This window comes from Kribbella sp. NPDC000426 (assembly GCF_040300265.1).
GTDB lineage: Bacteria > Actinomycetota > Actinomycetes > Propionibacteriales > Kribbellaceae > Kribbella.
In genome coordinates this window covers 260,042-276,483 of the sequence record NZ_JBEPDK010000003.1, presented here as the reverse complement: position 1 = coordinate 276,483, position 16,442 = coordinate 260,042, and the positions used below count along the sequence as shown (strand labels likewise).

16 protein-coding genes are annotated in these 16,442 nt (G+C 67.7%); 11 read left to right on the top strand and 5 right to left on the bottom strand.

What is annotated here, in order from left to right; all coding sequences use genetic code 11:
- The first annotated feature begins 392 nt into the window (after positions 1 to 392).
- A complete protein-coding gene (locus ABT313_RS15090; RefSeq protein ID WP_350852885.1) occupies positions 393 to 2,066 on the top strand; it encodes a chitinase in 1,674 nt (557 codons plus the stop codon).
- Between the two features lie 2 nt (positions 2,067 to 2,068).
- A complete protein-coding gene (locus ABT313_RS15085; protein ID WP_350852882.1) occupies positions 2,069 to 2,977 on the top strand; it encodes a helix-turn-helix domain-containing protein in 909 nt (302 codons plus the stop codon).
- On the opposite strand, the gene ABT313_RS15080 is transcribed toward ABT313_RS15085, so the two are convergent.
- Both ABT313_RS15080 and ABT313_RS15075 read right to left on the bottom strand, forming a co-directional pair.
- Entirely contained in the window at positions 2,974 to 3,423 is a 450-nt protein-coding gene (locus tag ABT313_RS15080) for an aminoacyl-tRNA deacylase (protein ID WP_137252169.1), read from the bottom strand. The two genes, ABT313_RS15085 and ABT313_RS15080, sit on opposite strands and share 4 nt — an antisense overlap.
- Positions 3,420 to 4,640 carry an MFS transporter gene (locus ABT313_RS15075; RefSeq protein WP_350852878.1) on the bottom strand — a complete coding sequence of 407 codons (1,221 nt, stop codon included), beginning with the start codon at positions 4,638 to 4,640 and terminating at the stop codon, positions 3,420 to 3,422. Before ABT313_RS15075 ends, ABT313_RS15080 begins: the two co-directional genes overlap by 4 nt.
- 71 nt (positions 4,641 to 4,711) lie before the next feature.
- Here ABT313_RS15075 and ABT313_RS15070 point away from each other — a divergent pair, with 71 nt between their 5' ends.
- Together ABT313_RS15070 and ABT313_RS15065 are read left to right on the top strand one after the other, a co-directional pair.
- Positions 4,712 to 5,599: a LysR family transcriptional regulator gene (locus ABT313_RS15070; RefSeq protein WP_350852875.1), complete on the top strand. Its 888-nt coding sequence runs from the start codon at positions 4,712 to 4,714 to the stop codon at positions 5,597 to 5,599.
- A gap of 88 nt (positions 5,600 to 5,687) precedes the next feature.
- Positions 5,688 to 6,482 carry an SGNH/GDSL hydrolase family protein gene (locus ABT313_RS15065; RefSeq protein WP_350852872.1) on the top strand — a complete coding sequence of 265 codons (795 nt, stop codon included), beginning with the start codon at positions 5,688 to 5,690 and terminating at the stop codon, positions 6,480 to 6,482.
- Positions 6,483 to 6,533: 51 nt separating this feature from the next.
- On the opposite strand, the gene ABT313_RS15060 is transcribed toward ABT313_RS15065, so the two are convergent.
- Both ABT313_RS15060 and ABT313_RS15055 read right to left on the bottom strand, forming a co-directional pair.
- On the bottom strand, positions 6,534 to 8,078 hold the full coding sequence (locus ABT313_RS15060; RefSeq protein ID WP_350852869.1) for a cellulose binding domain-containing protein: 1,545 nt from the start codon (positions 8,076 to 8,078) through the stop codon (positions 6,534 to 6,536).
- Between the two features lie 30 nt (positions 8,079 to 8,108).
- Complete coding sequence (locus ABT313_RS15055; RefSeq protein WP_350852866.1) at positions 8,109 to 9,842, bottom strand: glycosyl hydrolase family 18 protein; 1,734 nt, start codon at positions 9,840 to 9,842, stop codon at positions 8,109 to 8,111.
- A 205-nt stretch (positions 9,843 to 10,047) separates the two neighbouring features.
- Between ABT313_RS15055 and ssd the strand changes: the two genes are divergently transcribed.
- The 5 genes from ssd (at position 10,048) to ABT313_RS15030 (ending at position 14,740) form a co-directional block, all read left to right on the top strand.
- The gene (ssd, locus tag ABT313_RS15050; protein WP_350852863.1) at positions 10,048 to 11,124 is read left to right on the top strand and encodes a septum site-determining protein Ssd; all 1,077 of its coding nucleotides are present in this window, start codon (positions 10,048 to 10,050) and stop codon (positions 11,122 to 11,124) included.
- Between the two features lie 35 nt (positions 11,125 to 11,159).
- On the top strand, positions 11,160 to 12,335 hold the full coding sequence (locus ABT313_RS15045) for a TadA family conjugal transfer-associated ATPase (protein ID WP_350852860.1): 1,176 nt from the start codon (positions 11,160 to 11,162) through the stop codon (positions 12,333 to 12,335).
- Between the two features lie 233 nt (positions 12,336 to 12,568).
- Positions 12,569 to 13,153: a type II secretion system F family protein gene (locus tag ABT313_RS15040; protein WP_350852857.1), complete on the top strand. Its 585-nt coding sequence runs from the start codon at positions 12,569 to 12,571 to the stop codon at positions 13,151 to 13,153.
- Entirely contained in the window at positions 13,146 to 13,862 is a 717-nt protein-coding gene (locus ABT313_RS15035; protein ID WP_350852854.1) for a type II secretion system F family protein, read from the top strand. Before ABT313_RS15040 ends, ABT313_RS15035 begins: the two co-directional genes overlap by 8 nt.
- A 572-nt stretch (positions 13,863 to 14,434) precedes the next feature.
- On the top strand, positions 14,435 to 14,740 hold the full coding sequence (locus tag ABT313_RS15030) for a DUF4244 domain-containing protein (protein WP_350852851.1): 306 nt from the start codon (positions 14,435 to 14,437) through the stop codon (positions 14,738 to 14,740).
- Between the two features lie 10 nt (positions 14,741 to 14,750).
- On the opposite strand, the gene ABT313_RS15025 is transcribed toward ABT313_RS15030, so the two are convergent.
- Positions 14,751 to 14,996 (bottom strand): hypothetical protein, encoded by a 246-nt coding sequence (locus ABT313_RS15025; RefSeq protein ID WP_350852848.1) that lies wholly within the window; start codon positions 14,994 to 14,996, stop codon positions 14,751 to 14,753.
- A 157-nt stretch (positions 14,997 to 15,153) separates the two neighbouring features.
- On the opposite strand from ABT313_RS15025, the gene ABT313_RS15020 reads away from it, so the two are divergent.
- Both ABT313_RS15020 and ABT313_RS44715 read left to right on the top strand, forming a co-directional pair.
- Entirely contained in the window at positions 15,154 to 15,489 is a 336-nt protein-coding gene (locus ABT313_RS15020) for a TadE family type IV pilus minor pilin (RefSeq protein ID WP_350852846.1), read from the top strand.
- Positions 15,486 to 16,328 carry a pilus assembly protein TadG-related protein gene (locus ABT313_RS44715; RefSeq protein WP_502883987.1) on the top strand — a complete coding sequence of 281 codons (843 nt, stop codon included), beginning with the start codon at positions 15,486 to 15,488 and terminating at the stop codon, positions 16,326 to 16,328. The genes ABT313_RS15020 and ABT313_RS44715 overlap by 4 nt, the downstream gene beginning before the upstream one ends.
- Positions 16,329 to 16,442 lie beyond the last annotated feature (114 nt).

Below are 16,442 nucleotides of genomic sequence, written 5' to 3'. Positions count from 1 at the left end.
GAAACGCCGGGGGACCCGGGCTTTTGCCTGGGCCGGTATCCCGTTAGACTGTTGATCAGTGTGACAGTGACACTGGCTGAAAGCGCCCGATCGGGCGTGATCGGCGCCTGGGTGACAGCGGATCAGTCGAAATCGAACTGAGATGTGTGAAGCCCGGTCTTGGGGGGTACATACCTCCTGACAGTGGCAGACTGTCGCCTCCTGAACGGCCCCCGGCTCCTCCCCCCGAGCCCGTGGCCGAAGACGGCCCCCGGTCACCCCCCCGCCGGGGGCCGTCGCCTTTCTCCGTTCAGCCAAGTAAGCGTAAAGATTCTCGCTTTTCTGGGCGTGAGAGCGTTCCCACTTTATGCAGGGTCTTGACAATGTAATTGCCTGGTCACAGGTTGTAGAACATGAAACCGCCTGCGTACCGCCCCCAGGCAGCGGTCGTCATCAGCCTGCTCGCCGTACTCATGGCCTTCCTGGCCCCCGGTTCCGCCTCCGCGGCTACCAATCTCGTCACGAACGCTGGCTTCGAGTCCGGCACGCTGTCGGGCTGGTCGTGCGCGGCCGGCGGCGTCACGACGTCCGCCCCGCACTCCGGCTCGTACGCCCTTCAGGCGACACCGAGCGGGAGCGACATCGCCCGGTGCTCGCAGTCGATAGCGGTACAGCCCAATACGGCGTACACGCTGTCGGCGTGGGTCAAGGGCTCGAACGTCTACCTCGGCGTGGATGGTGGTCCCAGTACGTGGACAACCTCGTCCGGCTGGAGCCAGTTGACGGTTCCGTTCACGTCGACCAGCTCCACGGTGACGATCTATGTCCACAGTTGGTACGCGCTTCCGGCGTACCAGGTTGACGACGTGGTCCTGGACGGACCCGGAGGAACGGCGGACACCACGCCCCCGTCGACGCCAGGTGGTCTGACCGTCGGCAGCCCGACCTCCAGCTCGCTGAAGCTCAACTGGTCTGCTGCGTCCGACGCGAACGGGATCGACCACTACGACGTGGTCCGCGGGACGGGAGCCGCTCAGAGCGTCGGCAACGTCACCAGCTGGACCGCTACTGGTCTCGCTGCATCGACGACGTACTCGTTCAAGGTGCGCGCATGTGACCCGAGCGGCAACTGCTCGGCGTACGGCGCGACCGTGTCCGGCACCACGTCGGACGGTGGCACCAACCCGCCTGTCGGCAACCTGCCGGCGCATGTGCTCACCGGGTACTGGCAGAACTTCAACAACGGCGCGACCGTGCAGAAGATCTCCGACGTGCCGGCGGCGTACGACCTGATCGCAGTGGCATTCGCCGACGCCGACTCGTCGCGGCCGGGCGCCATCACGTTCAACCTGGACAGTGCCGGCCTCGGTGGCTACACGGTCGCGCAGTTCAAGGCCGACATCGCGGCGAAGCAGGCGGCCGGTAAGAAGGTCATCCTGTCCGTCGGCGGCCAGAACGGCACCATCTCGGTTGCCGACCCCACGGCCGCGTCCAACTTCGCATCCAGTGCCCTGTCGGTGCTGCGGACCTACGGCTTCGACGGGATCGACATCGACCTCGAGAACGGGGTCAACGCGCAGTACATGGGTCAGGCGCTGCGCAGCCTGCAGAGCCAGTTCGGCAGCGGACTGGTGATCACCATGGCGCCCCAGACGATCGACATGCAGAGCACGTCGTTCGAGTACTTCAAGCTGGCGCTGGCGATCAAGGACATCCTGACCATCGTCAACGTGCAGTACTACAACTCCGGCTCGATGAACGGCTGCGACGGACAGGTCTACTCGCAGGGCTCGGTCGACTTCATCACCGCACAGGCCTGCATCATGCTGCAGGGCGGGCTGCGTCCCGACCAGGTCGGCCTCGGCCTGCCGGCGTCGTCACGGGCGGCGGGTAGCGGGTACGTCTCGCCGACCGTCGTCAACAACGCTCTGGACTGCCTGACCAAGGGCACCGGCTGCGGCAACTACCGGCCGAGCTCCCCGTGGCCCTCGCTGCGCGGAGCGATGACCTGGTCGACCAACTGGGACGCGTCGAACGGCAACCAGTTCGCGAACCAGGTCGGCGGCCACGTGCACTCGCTGCCCTGATCATGCACAGCTATCGACCGGCTCCGGTGCTGGAGGCGCTCGGTGTCTGCTCGGAGGACGAGCAGCTCTACCGGGCGCTTCTGGCCCAACCGGAGTCCACAGCCACTGACCTGACCACGTTCGTCGACTGGCCCGCCAACCGGGTCGGCCGGCATCTACGGTCCCTGCTGTCGCTCGGCCTGGCGTCCCGTACGCCAGGCCGTCCGGCCCGCTACCTACCGGCCGTGCCGGAGGCTGCGGTCGAGCTGCTCGCGTTGCGGAAGCAGGCCGCGATCGTCGAGGCCCGGCTGGGTGCTTCGGTGCTGACTGCCGAGTTCCGGCAACCGGATGCGTTCACGGTCATCCGAGGCGCCGAGGCGATCGCGCAGCGGTTCTACCAGGCCCAGCAGTGCGCACAGACCGAAGTACTCGTGCTGGATCGCATGCCGTACGCCGTGGAGCCGCGTCGGGCGCACGGTGTGAGGTACCGAACGATCTACGACATGGCGTCCTTGTCGGAGCCCGGTGATCTGATTGCGGCCCGGTCGTCGGGTTGCTGCCGGATGCTGCGCGACGTACCGCTCAAGCTGATCGTCATCGACCGCCGGACCGCTCTCCTCCCGACGTCGTCCGATGTGGTCGTTGAGCTCGGTCCGTCCAGCCTGCTGGACGCGCTGCTTCGTCTGTTCGACCTGTTGTGGCAGCAGGCGAGTCCATTGACGCCGGCGGTCTCGGAAGGCCCGCTGACGTCGGACGACCAGCAGCTCCTGTCGCTGGCTGCCGCAGGCCTGACAGACCAAGCCATAGCCCGCCGCCTAGGAGTGGCTCAGCGAACCGTAGAGCGCCGGATGCAGCGCATTCTCAAGGCGTTGGACGCAACGACCCGCTTCCAGGCCGGACTCCGCGCCGGACAACGCGGTCTGCTCGTCTAGTCCGTGACGTCTGCCACCGTTGCGTTCAGGGCCTTGGCAAGCGCCTGGGCGTCAACGGTGATGCCGACACCGTGGTCCCCACCGCCGATGGAGATCGTGCCGGTGATCCGCTCGTCCGCGATCACCGGCCAGGCGTGCGTGCTGCCGAGCGGCGTGATCGTCCCGCGCACGTAGCCGGTGACGTCGAACGCAGTGTCCTTGTCCGGCATCGAGATCCGGTTCACGCCGAGCAGCGCCCGCAGCTTCGGCCACGCGATCTCGCGATCACCTGGCACCAGGACGAACCGGTAGTCGTCGTCCGACAGCCGCACCACGATCGTCTTGATCAACCGGGCCGGCTCGATACCCCGCGCCGCCGCGGCCTCCTCCAACGAGTTCACCCGGCCGTGCCTGGTCACCTCGTAGGTGAGTCCCAACTGGTCAGCCGCATCCGTCGCCTTCGTCACCTGGTCAGTTTCGCATTCGTCTGCTTGAGCAGCACGGAAAGGACCAGGCTGATCGCGAACAGAGTCCCGGCCTCGAGCGCGACCCCGGTCCAGCCTCCGTGGCTCCACGCCGTACCAGCGAGGCCTCCGAAGACCGAGGAACCCAGGTAGAACGAGAAGAGGTACATGCTCGAGGCCTGACCGGTCCCGACTCCGCTCGCATGGGCTCGAGCTGGCACCCAGCCGCTGGCCACTCCGTGCACCGCGAAGAACCCTGCCGTCATGACAGCCAGCCCGAGCACGATGAGCGGCAGCGGAGCGGCGAGCGTGATGGCTACTCCGGCCAGGGTGATCAGACACCCGATCGGCACGACTGCCCGTCGCCCGTAGCGGTCGGCGAGCGTACCTGCCGTCGCCGAGCTGGCCGATCCGAGCAGATAGACACAGAAGACCAGCCCTGCCGCTCCAGCACTCAGGTGGTACGGCGAACCGGACAGCCGGAAGACCGCTCCGTTGTAAACGGCGACGAACGCACCCACGGCTGTGGCGGCAATCCCGTAGAGGGCCAGCAGGGCAGGATCCTTCAGCACCTGGACCGAGAAAAGGTCGCGCCGGCGACGGGCTGGGCTGGGGCGGAAGTTCCGCGACGCGGGAAGAAGCAGCCACACGACGGCTGCGCACAGTACGCCGACCGCGGCGATCCCACCGGTCGCGAATCGCCAACCGCCGAGGTCTGACAACCCGCCCGCGATGAGGCGCCCGGCCATGCCGCCGACCGCAGTACCCGCGATGTAGAGGCCGCTGGCCCGCGCGTGACTGTCCTGGTGCACCTCCTCGCGCAGATAAGCCATCGCGACTGCTGGCAGACCGGCCATCGCGATCCCTTGCAGACCGCGCAGTGCCAGCAGCGTGTGCCACGTCGGAGCGAAGGCGCTGAGCAGTGCGAACCCGGTGGTTGCAGCGACCGACCAGCGCATCAGATTGGTACGGCCGAGAACCTCCGACGCCGGCCCCGCGACCAGAAGCGCGAGACCCAGTCCGAACGTGGCGAACGACACGCTGAACGCGCTCTGGCTCGGGGAGACATGGAACGCGTCGACGAGCTGGGGCAGCAGCGGCTGCGTGCTGTAGAGCAGAGCGAACGTGGCCAGTCCGGCCGCGAACAGCGCGACGGAGAGCTTGCGGTACTCCGGGTCTCCGGGCAGATACCCGGTCTGGCGAGCAACGGACTGGTGCATGTCTTCGACGGTCGCACGCCTGGAGCGATACGTAAAATGTCGATCTCGGCAGAAATCGATACGCTTTCAGTATGCATGTCGAGGATCTGCGGTGGTTCGCCGTACTCGCGGAGACCGAGCACCTGACCGAGGCGGCCGCTGCGTTGGGCACGAGCCAGCCGAATCTGTCCCGGTCGCTGCAGCGGGTCGAGAAGGCGTTCGGGGTGGCGTTGTTCGAGCGGGAACGCCGCGGTGTGCGGCTGAATCCGTACGGCCGGCTGGTGCTGGAGGCCGCGCGGGCCGGGACGGCTGCGGTCGACACCGCTCGCAGGCGCATTGATGCTCTCGTCGACCCGGAGTCCGGGACCGTGCGGCTGGCGTTCCTGCATTCGGTCGCGACGAGCCTGATGCCGGACCTGCTGAAGGCGTTCCGCGCAGAAGCGCCGAACATCGGGTTCGCGCTGCGGCAGGAGCCGGCCCACGACATCGTCCAGGACCTCGAGACCGGTGAGGCCGAGATCGCGATCATCGCGCCCCGGCCGGACCCGGACCACTTCGGCTGGCATCTGCTGGAGCGACAGCGGCTCTGCCTGCACGTGCCGCCTGGGCACGCTCTGGCTTCTCGGCACCGGGTCGAGCTGGAGGAGGTCCGGGACGAGCCGTTCGTCGCGCTGCAGCCCGGCTTCGGCTTCCAGCGGGTGACGGACCGGCTGTGCGAGGCCGCGGGATTCACTCCGCAGTTCGCGTTCCAGGCGACCGACCTGGCCACGATCGACAGTCTGGTCGGTGCGGGCCTCGGTGTGGCGATCCTCCCGGCCGGTGCGGTCCGCGGGAATGACAGCGGTGCGGTGTCCGTCCCGCTGGCCGGCGTACAGGCCCGTCGGGAGATCGGGATGGCGTGGCGACTGAGTACGCCGCTGACGCCTGCGGCGGAACGTTTCCGGACGTTCGTGCGATCCCGGCCGGTCACGTCCAGCTGACTGCTGAGACAGCGACTTCCGTAGCGTTCGTCCAATTTTCCAGGTGTCGACTTGCAGTGAGAGGCCTTTCCACCGCACTCTTTCCTCCGTGAGGAAGCGCCTGGGTTCGTTCCGGCCGAGTCGCCGGCTGCTGTTCGCAGCTGGGACGGCGGCGGCTGCGTCGACGGTTGCGGCGGCGTCCGCTGCCTCCGCCGCCGAGGCGGCTCCGGTCTCGCCGCAGTCCCGGGCGGACGACGCGACCGGACTGGCCAATCTGGGCAACTACGGCTCCGGCGTGCTCGGCGCGTGGGCTCAACAAGCGCGAGCGATCTCGAACGAGGCGCAGATCCGCCGGACGCGAGAGACCGACGGTGTCTTCATGTTCGGCGACAGCATCGGGGTCCAGGACGGGCCGGCCCTGGTCCGACAGCTCGCGAAGCTCGGCATCATGACCGCCGTCCACAACTGGGCTGGCCGCCCGGTGACGCCGGCGGTCGACGCGCTGGACACCTGGGCCCAGGACTACGGCCTGCCCCATCGGATCCTGATGTCAGTCGGCTCCAACGACATCTTCACACCACCGGCAGTCGCGGCTCAGGTTGACCGTACGATGCAGATCGCCGGCCCGGAACGGACCGTCTACTGGGTCAACGTGCAGGCTGCTCGAACGGCGTTCATCCCGGAGATCAGGCTCGCCGACCAGCGCAACAGCGCGTGGATCAACCTCCAGCTCTCCGAGGCCGCGCGCCGCTACGACAACCTGCGGATCATTCACTGGGCGGAGCACCTGGCGTCCAGCCCGAACCGGCTGGCCCGCTATCTCCGCGACGGCCTGCACCCGTCGAAGCCGCTCGGGCAGAATGCCCGCAACAGCCTGATCATCGACGCGATCAAGGCCGGCTGAGTCTTCCGGAGTACGGCGGGATGCCGACGCGCATCCCGCCGTACCGCCGGGTCAGAATCCTGCGGTGATGCGGGTGAAGTCCCAGTCGCCCTGGGCGATGCCGCTGCAGTTCGAGACCACACCGCCGCCGGCGCAACCGCGGTCGCGGTTGACCGACCAGAACGCCAGCCGGCCGAGCCCGTTGCTCTTGGCCCAGTTGGTGATGTTCTGCCAGGTCGCGGTCGTGGTCATCTCCTGCTGGTCCGACAGACCGTTCATGCCGGAGATGCCCTGGTGCGCGTACGCCTCCGCGGTGGACCAGCCGAAGGTGGACTTCAGCTTGTTGTTCAGGCCCTGGGACGCGCCGACCGTGTCGTTGTAGATGTTCGAGCTGCCGAAGTCGAACGGCATCAGCGTGAAGATGTCGATGTTCGCGCCGAGCGCCTTGGACTGGTCGATCAGCCGGTTGCCGTAGTACGTCGGACCGGTCGTCGACGTACCGAACGTGACGATGGTCTGGATCCCCGGGTTGTTCTGCTTGACGATCTTCAGCGCGGTCAGGATGCGGTCCTGCACGGCCTCGTTCTCGAACTCGTCGGAGTTCTCGATGTCTATGTCGATCGCCTTCAGGCTGTAGGCGTTGATGACCTGCTGGTACGCGCCGGCCAGCGCCTCGGGGGTGCTGCAGTTCGGGCCGAGCTTGTTGCCGCTCCAGCCGCCGAACGACGGTACGACGTCACCGCCGCCGGCTCGGATCTGGCTGATCGCGTTGGCATCGGCGCCGCCTTGGAGCGGACGGCTGCCGTCCCAGGCCGGGCTGCAGCCGCCGCCCGACAGGACGAACGCCATGGTGAACCACTTGATCCCGGTGGCGTTCATCACGGTCGACGGGCTCGGCGGGTCGCCCCAGCCCATGTAGAGGTACGGCGCGGCCTGCTTGCTGCCGGTGTTGCCGCCGCCAGTGCCCGTGGTGACCGAGATGGTGTTGCTCTTCGGTCCCTCACCTGCGCTGTTGGACGCGCTCACCTGGTACGAGTACGACGTGTTGGCGCTGAGGCCGGAGTCCGTATAGGACGTGCCGCTGGGCGAGCCGACCTTCGAGCCGTTGCGGTAGACGTTGTAGCTCGTCGCGCCCGATGCTGCGGACCAGGACAGGTTGACGGACGTGCCTGACGCCGTACCCGAGAGGCCTGTGGGTGCACCGGGGGCGGTGCCGCCACCGCCGCCCGAGCAGGAGCCGCCGTTCAGACGGCAGGCGGCGACGCCGGCAAAGTTGCCCGGGCTGCCGTTGAAGCCGAAGCTGACAGTTGCTCCTGGGGCGAGAGGTCCGGCCCAGCTCGGCGGAGTGAACGTGTGCGTCTGTCCGCTGCTGGTGTGGTTGGCGTCCCAGGTGCTGGTGACGGTGTAGCCGGATGGGAAGTCGAGCGCTACCGACCAGGTGCTGAGGGAGCTCGTGGTGCCGTTGGTGACGGTCACCTTGCCCTCGAAGCCGCTGCCCCAGTCGGACACTTTGGTGAAGGTGGCAGAGACCCCTGCCGCGCTGGCCGCTTGTGCGGTCAGTAGGGCGATGACCACGGCCGAGATGGCCGCTATCGCCAGAGTGATACGTCGTTTCATGATGCTCCGATCAGTTGGGGCGGTACGTGATCAGACCCGGCCCCACAATGCGGGGACGTTCGGTGGCTCCCAGCCGGTCAGGGACGTGTGGCCCTGGATGCACTTGTAGGTGACGCCGTTGTAGGTCACCAGCGCACCGGTCGCGTACGTCGTGTTCGGCGCCCACGGAGTAGCCGATGTGGGCGGCGTCGTCGGCGGTGTGGTGGGAGGTGTGGTGGGAGGCGTGGTCGGGGGAGTCGTAGGCGGTGTTGTTGGCGGCGTGGTCGGCGGTGTGGTGGGCGGCGTCGTTGGCGGGCCGCTGCAGCCGGCGGTGCTGGCGTTGACCGAGTCGACCACGTTGTTGAAGAGGGTGACTCCCGGGTCGAGCGCCTCGAGGGAGTACATCATCGCGCCGGCCAGACCGTTGCAGTGCTGGTAGTCGGCCTTCGCCTTGATCGACTGGGCGTTGTCACCGGACCAGAAGGTGCCGTTGCTGTAGAACCACGAGGACTTCGTCGCGTCGTCGAAGTACGTGCTGGAGGGGTTGTCCACGAAGCCGGTGAGCTCCTTGTAGAACGAGACGCCCGGCACGTTGCCGCTCAGTGCATGCCCGTCGGCCGGTCCGGTAGCGGTCTGGTACTTGCCGTTGGCCGTGGCCGGTACGCCCTTCCATCCCCTGTAATAGAAGGGGTATCCGATGCTCAGCTTGTTCGCCGGGAACCCGCCGGGGATGCCGTACGCCGCGTCTCCGGTCGTCCACGCCTTCACCGCAGCGTCGACGGAGTACTTGCCCTGACCCGGCGGGATCGGGTTGCTCGGGTCGTTCGGCGCTGTGTAGAGCGGGTCCTGGAAGTTCGTCGGCCCGGTAGCTTCCCAGCCGCCGTGCATGTCGTACGTCATCACGTTGTTGTAGTCGAGGTACTGCCCGATCTTGTTGGTCTCGATCGTGGCGATCTTGTCCTGGCCGGCCGGAGTGGCAGCGGTCAGGTAGTACCGCTTGCCAGTCTGGCTGCCGTACGCATCGAGTTGGCTGCGGAACTCGGCCAGCAACGACGTGAAGTTCTGCTTGTCGGCTGCGCTGTAGTGGTTGCCGACGTGACCGTTCGGCGAGCCCGGGTACTCCCAGTCGATGTCGACACCGTCGAAGATGCCTGCTGCCGAGCCGGCGCCGCCGAACCCGTCGATGACCGGCAGGTCGCCCTTGAGGAACATGTTCACGCAGGAGCTCACGAACGCCTTGCGCTTGGCATCGGTCGAGGCCGCGTCCGAGAAGTACTTCGAGTACGTCCAGCCGCCGATCGAGATCAGGATCTTCAGGTTCGGGTACTTCGCCTTGAGCTTCTTCAGCTGGTTGAAGTTCCCCTGGATCGGCTGGTTCCACACGTCGCCGACACCGTCGACGCTGATGTCCGCGCCGTACGACTTGCCGTAGTCCGCGAACGCGTCACCCGCGCCGTCACCGGCGTTCGGGTTGTTCTCGTCCTGCGAAGCGGCCTTGTTGGCCATGAAGCAGGTGTGGTTCGTCGGATCGATGTTCGCGAAGGCGTAGTTCAGGAAGTCCAGCTTGCCGGCCGCGCCGGTGGTGATCAGGTTCTTGGGGTAGAAACCGTTGGCGTAGATACCCCACTGGGTGAAGTACGCCGTCTTGACGCCACCGCTGGTCGCTGTGGTGGCGGCGTTGGCGGTGGTGGCGGTGTCCGGGCCGGCGAGAGACACTCCGGCGGCGGTGAGCAGGGCGGTGGCCGCGACGGCTGAGGTGGCGGCGAACAGGCGTAATCGACTCATCAGAGATCCTCCGGAGCGATGGGACGGAAGCGGTCCGGTGAAATTTAGTTAAAGACGCTTCGAAAGGAACCGTAACCGTTCCCGACGGGTTGGTCGCCGCCTCGTCGTGGCGGGTTCCCGCTGCTGACGGAAACCCGACAACGCTTTGTCCACAGGGATTCCGCTCGTGTGCGCAGAGCACGCCCGGCAACGGCATCTTCTTGGCATGGACACGAAATCACCAACCACCTCGGTGCTCATGGCAACTACCAACGACGCCCTCCTCGACGATCTCCTGCGGCTGGCCGCGGCCGCTTCCGTGACGCCCCTGGTCGAGCCGGACCTCCACGGCCTCCGGCGCAACTGGCAGACCTGCTCGCTGGTTGTGATCGGCCGCGACCTGGCCGAGCCGTTGGCTCGCCTGCAGCCCACCCAGCGACCGGGAGTCGTCGTGGTCGGCTCGGCGCTCGACGGCGACGATCTCTACCGCTGCGCCTTCGACGTCGGCGCTGACGTCGTCTGTCGTCTTCCCGACGACGAGTCCTTGCTCGCCGGCAAATTGGCCGACGCACTGGACGGTGTGAATCGGAAGGCCGTCACGCTCGCCTTCGTCGGCGGCTGCGGGGGAGCTGGTGCCACCACGCTCGCCGCCGCGGTCGCGGTCCTCGGCAATCGGCGCGGATACCGGACGATGCTCATCGACGGCGATCCACTCGGCGGCGGCATAGAGCTCGCCCTAGGCATCGAACGCGATCCCGGCGACCGCTGGCCGAAGCTTCTCAATGCTTCGGGTCGCGTCAGTGCTGCCGCTCTCCGCTCGGCGCTGCCATCCGTCGACGGCCTCGCTGTCCTGTCCTGGGATCAGTCCGACGTCACCGTGCTGCCGCCGGACACGATGAGCTCAGTCATCGGCGCGGCGCAACGCAGCAACGATCTCGTCGTCCTGGACCTGCCTCGCCGCGCAGATCCAACCGTCGAGGAAGGGTTCATCCGCTCGACCGCGACCCTCCTGGTCGTCCCCTGTGACGTCCGTTCTGTCGCGGCCGCCAAACGCCTCTCCGGCCCTCTCCGTTCCGTCGCCGGCGACCTGCGCGTCGTAGCCCGCAGCACCCGCCCCGCGCTGTCACCTGCTGACGTATCGACCCATCTCTCCTTGCCGTTAGCAACAAAACTCGGCATCGACCGGGCGCTTCCCGCCGCCATGGATCAGGGCCGCTTCATTCTCGGCGCTCGAAGCCCTCTGACCCGAGCCGCCACAACTCTGCTGGACCTCTTCAACCTGGCCCATCCGGTAGCGGCATGACCGCCGCCGCTCCACCTATCCGAGTTGGTGATTCTGTGACCACCGCAGTTGTCCCCGCCGACCTGCTCGACCGCGTCCGCGGCACGCTGGCGGTCACCGGCGCCGAGCCCACTCCCGTCCATGTGGCGGCGGCCCTCCGCGCCGGCGGCACCATCTGCGGCGACGCCATGGTCCTCGCCGTTGTCACCGCCCTCCGCCGAGAAGCCCTGGGCGCCGGCCCACTCGACAGCCTCCTGGCCGAGCCAGGCGTGACCGACATCCTGGTGAACGGCCCGGACGAGGTCTACATCGACCGCGGCCGCGGCCTCGAGTTCGTCGCCATCCGCACCGGCGACGAGCCCGCCATCCGCCGCCTGGCCACCCGGCTCGCCGCCGCAGCCGGCCGCCGCCTCGACGACTCCACGCCGTACGTCGACGTCCGGCTCTCCGATGGCACCCGCTTCCACGCCGTACTCGCCCCGATCGCCGCTCCGGGCACCTGCCTGTCGCTCCGCGTCCCGTCTCGGAAGGTCTTCACTCTCGACGATCTCGTAGCCGCCGGTGCGCTCCCGCAGGCCGGTGTGACGATCCTGCGCGACCTTCTCGACTCCCGCCTGGCGTTCCTGATCAGCGGCGGTACCGGGACAGGCAAGACCACCCTCCTCAACTCCCTACTCTCCCTGACCGACCCGTCCGAACGCCTGGTCCTGGTAGAGGACGCCAGCGAACTACGCCCCGACCACCCACACGTAGTCCGCCTCGAAGCCCGCCCACCCAATGTCGAAGGCACCGGCGAAATCTCCCTCCGAGACCTCGTCCGCCAAGCCCTCCGCATGCGCCCAGATCGTTTGGTGGTCGGCGAGGTCCGCGGTCCCGAAGTCGTCGACCTACTGATCGCGTTGAACACCGGCCACGAAGGCGGCTGCGGCACCATCCACGCCAACTCGGCCGCCGACGTACCCGCTCGCCTGGAAGCGCTGGGTTCTCTGGCCGGCCTCACCCGAGAAGCCATCCACAGCCAGATGACCTCAGCCCTGCACGCCGTGATCCACCTGACCCGGACCTCCAAGGGCCGCCGCCGAATCGCCGAGATCCACACCTTGACCGCTCACCCCAACGGCCCTCCAACCACGCAACCTGCCGTCACCTTCCACCCCGACAACACCCTCACCCTCCACCCACCCGCACACCTCTTCACCAACCTTCCCGTCGCTGCCGTGGGTGCGGCATGAACCCAGCCTTCCTCGCAGCCGCGCTCACCCTCCTAACCTGCACGCTCGCGCTTCCACCGCCAGCCGCAGCCCTCCATCGCCTGCAATCCCAACCGAACCTCACCCGTCCGCAGCCAACCCCCGGATCCTTTCGAACCCGCCTAATCCGAGCAGCGCTCCTGGCTCCTCCAACCGCCCTGGCCACCGCGATCCTCGGCCCTCAAGCCCTCGTCTCAGCCCTCGCCATCACCGCAGTGCTGATCCTGATCGCCAACCAACGAGCCCAACACCAGCTGCAGAAGGCCACCGCCGCCCGCCGCGCCAACATCATTGAAGCCCTCGACGTACTAGCCGCAGACCTCTCTGCCGGCCGTCCGCCCATCGCCGCCCTGGAGGGCGCAGCCTCGATCAGCCCCGACTTGGAGGTAGCCCACGCCGCAGCCAAGCTCGGCGCCGACGTACCCACCGCCCTGATCCGGGCATCAACCAAGCCGGGCGCCACCAGCCTCCGAGCCCTGGCCGCCGCCTGGCGCGTCACCGAGGAATCCGGCGCCGCCTTCGCGGCCCTCACCGAACGCCTGGCCAACTCCCTCCGAGCCGATGAAGCCATCCACCGCCAAACCGAATCCAGCCTCGCCGGTGCCCGCTCCACCGCCCGAATCCTCGCCGTCCTCCCCGCCTTCGGCATAGCCCTCGGCTACGCACTGGGCGCCCACCCTCTCGTGTTCCTCACCGCCACCCCGCCCGGCTGGCTCTGCCTGGCAGCCGGCCTGACCCTCACCACTGCAGGCCTCCACTGGACCACCCGCCTCGCCCAACCCGAAGCCCCAAATGCCTGAAGCCTTCGCCGCCGCAACAGCAGTTGCCCTAAGCACCTATCTCGCAATCCCGCCCCGCCCGAACCTCCGCCGCCTAGCCCGCCCCCAACCCCGTACCACCCCGCGAACCCCACCCCACCACCACCTAGCCGCAGCCATCACAGCCCTAGGCGCCGTACTCCTCATCGGCCTCCCCTGGGGCGCCCTCCCAGCTGCCATCGCCCTGTACGCCGTCCCGCGAGCCCTAGCCCGCCTGGAACCAGCCGCCACCAAACAACGCAACGCCCAACTAGCCCGCGACCTCCCCCTAGCCATCGACCTACTGACCGCCTGCCTCCGAGCCGGCCGCCCACCCCAACACGCCCTAACCCTCGTAGCCGAAGCCCTCCCCGGCCCCTTGGCCGACCTCTTCACCAAGATCGCCCACCACCTCGCCCTCGGCGCCGACCCAGCCATGGCCTGGTCTCACCTACGCGCCGAACCCGCTTGCGCCCCCATGGCCCGAGCCATCACCCGCTCCCTCCGCTCCGGCGCCGCCCTCTCCAAAACCCTCGAGCACCTCTCCGACGAAACCCGCCGCTCCCACCACCACACCGCCGACCGACAAGCCCGAGCCACCGAGTCCCGAGCCGCCCTCCCGCTAGGCCTCTGCTTCCTCCCAGCCTTCGTCCTCCTCTCCATAGTCCCCACCACTGCTGGCTCGCTGCTCCCGTACCTCCAAACCCCGTAATCCACAACCCAAAACTCCCCAACCAAAACCCCACCCCGCAACGGCATGTTCTCCATGAACCACCCCGCCACTTCCCCAGGAGGCAGCAAATGTCCATTCCACTAGTAGCCCTAGGCAACTACCACCACTCGGCTCGAACCGACCTCGTCAACAACTCCACTCCCCAAGCCACTCCCTCCGACACACCCCACGCGCCCCGCTGCAACACCGAAGAGCCAACCCACTCCCACACCGAGAAACGGACTCACCCCCACACCGAAGCGCCGACCCCCTCCCGCACCGCAGTGCCAACGAGCACGTATGCCGACGCGCGGACTCACTCCCACACCGAAGAGCCGCCCCACCCCCGCACCGCAGTGCCAACGAGCACGTACGCCGACGCGCGGACTCACTCCCACACCGAAGAACCGACCCATCCCCGCACCGCAGTACCAACGAGCACGCATGCCGACGCGCGGACTCACTCCCACACCGAAGAGCCGACCCACCCCCGCGCCTTGGAGCCGACCCACTCCCACTCCCCAGACCCGTTCCTCCCACAGACCTCCGCGCCCCTGACCCCTTGGACTTCCATGCCGCTCAGCTCCATCACTCCCGAGCCCGTCCTGCCCAGCGTCCGCGGGCACGTCCTGCCCAGCGCCCGCGAACATCGCCGCGCCCGCACCCTCCGCCGCCTCCGCCCACGCACCCTCCGAAACCTCCGCACCCGCACAGAACGCGGCGCCGCAACCGCCGAGTACGCCGTAACCATCGTCGCCGCCTGCGGCCTAGGCGGAATCCTGGTAGCCCTGCTCAAATCCCCGGTCATGCAAAACGCCCTCAAAGCCCTCATCAACTACGCCCTCAAACTCGCCGGCGTAGAAGGCGTCCACCTCTAACCATCCCCAATCAGGCGACCGGTCGGCCCACCCCTCCCGACCGGTCGCCACCCCCAAGGACCCCAATGCCCCACCTCCCCACGTACCACCCCAACCCCACAAGCCGCTCGCCGTCCCCCCACGACGCGCCGTCCTCCCACCACACGCCGGCTTCCCACCACACGCCGGCTTCCCACCACACGCCGGCTTCCCACCACACCGCGACCTGCAGCCACACCACGGCCTCGAACCCCACGACGGGTTCGGGCTCATCCACCGGCGCGCGCTCCACCGCCGACCCCGGCCAACACGCCGCGGCCTCCCACCAGAGGTCGGCCTCCGGTCACACCGCCGGTGCGAACCCCGCAACCGGCTCGTACTCCTCGGCTTGTTCTCGCGCCACCGAGGGGCGACAGCGCGGCGACCGAGGTGCGGTGACGGCTGAGTTGGCGATCGCACTGCCTGTCCTGTTTTCCCTGCTCTTGCTGGGCATCTGGTCCATCAGCCTCGTCGTACTCAACATCCGATGCATCGACGCAGCCCGAGACGTAGCCCGCGCAGCAGCCCGCGGCGAACCACTCGACCAAGCCAAAGCCATCGGCCACCGCACCATCCCCAGCAGCACGATCACCATCACCCGCGACACCTCAGACATCCACGTAACCGTCACCGCAACCCCGACTCACACCCCTCCACTCCTCACCCTCCTAACTCCCACCCGCCTAACAGCAATCGCCACCCTCCAAGCCGAACCGGAGACGACCCCATGACCCGCTCGGAACGAGGCAGTGCCACCGTCCACACCCTCCTGGCCGCAGTACTCCTCACCACAGCCCTAGCCGCAGCAACCCTCTGGTCCACCATCTCCACCGCCCGCCACAAACTCACCGCCGCCGCAGACCTAACTGCCCTAAGCGCCGCCCAATCCCTGACCACACCAGCCAACCTGCCACCGTCAGCCGCTGCACCGACAACAGCCACTCCACCGACAACAGCCACTCCACCGACAAACGCCTTCGCCCCGAGAAACGTGTTCGCACCGCCTGCAGCGTTCGCACCGCCTGCAGCGTTCGCACCGCCTACGGCGTTCGCACCGCCTGTGGCGTTCGCGCCGACAAATGCGTTCGCCCGGCCCGCCGCGTTCGCCGCGACCGAGGCCTACATGCCGCCCGCCAATCTGTTCTCGGCTGGGGCCGTGGAGCCCACGACGGAACTCGCGCCGACAGCCGTCTTCGCCCCGAAGCCGGTCTTCGCGCCGGCCGCCGCGCAGGTCCCGTCCGCGGCATCGGAACCTGCGACGGAACTTGCGGCGACGATTGCGAATCCACCGGCTGACGCGGCAGCTAGCACGTACTTCGAGCACGGTGGCACTTCGCTGACCAGGCAGGGAACTCGTGCCACGCAAACGTCAAGCGCAGACCAACCTCCGAGCGACGGTGCACCTGCGACGCCGTGTGAAACCGCCGCTCGCATCGCGATCCTGAACAAAGTTCACCTATCCAACTGCGCCACCACCGCCGACGCTGTAACCGTGGAGGTGTCACTCGAGCTTGATCTTCCGCTGGGTCGTCCAACGCTGAGCGCGACTGCCCGGGCCGGTCCGCTCTGACGTCGCCCGACAGGGCAAACTTGAGCCTGGTTCTGGTGTGGTCGCGATCTGGTCGCAATCTGGTAGAGATGCCGCGTTGATGTGGACTACCCGTGTTGCCGCGCTCCATGATCT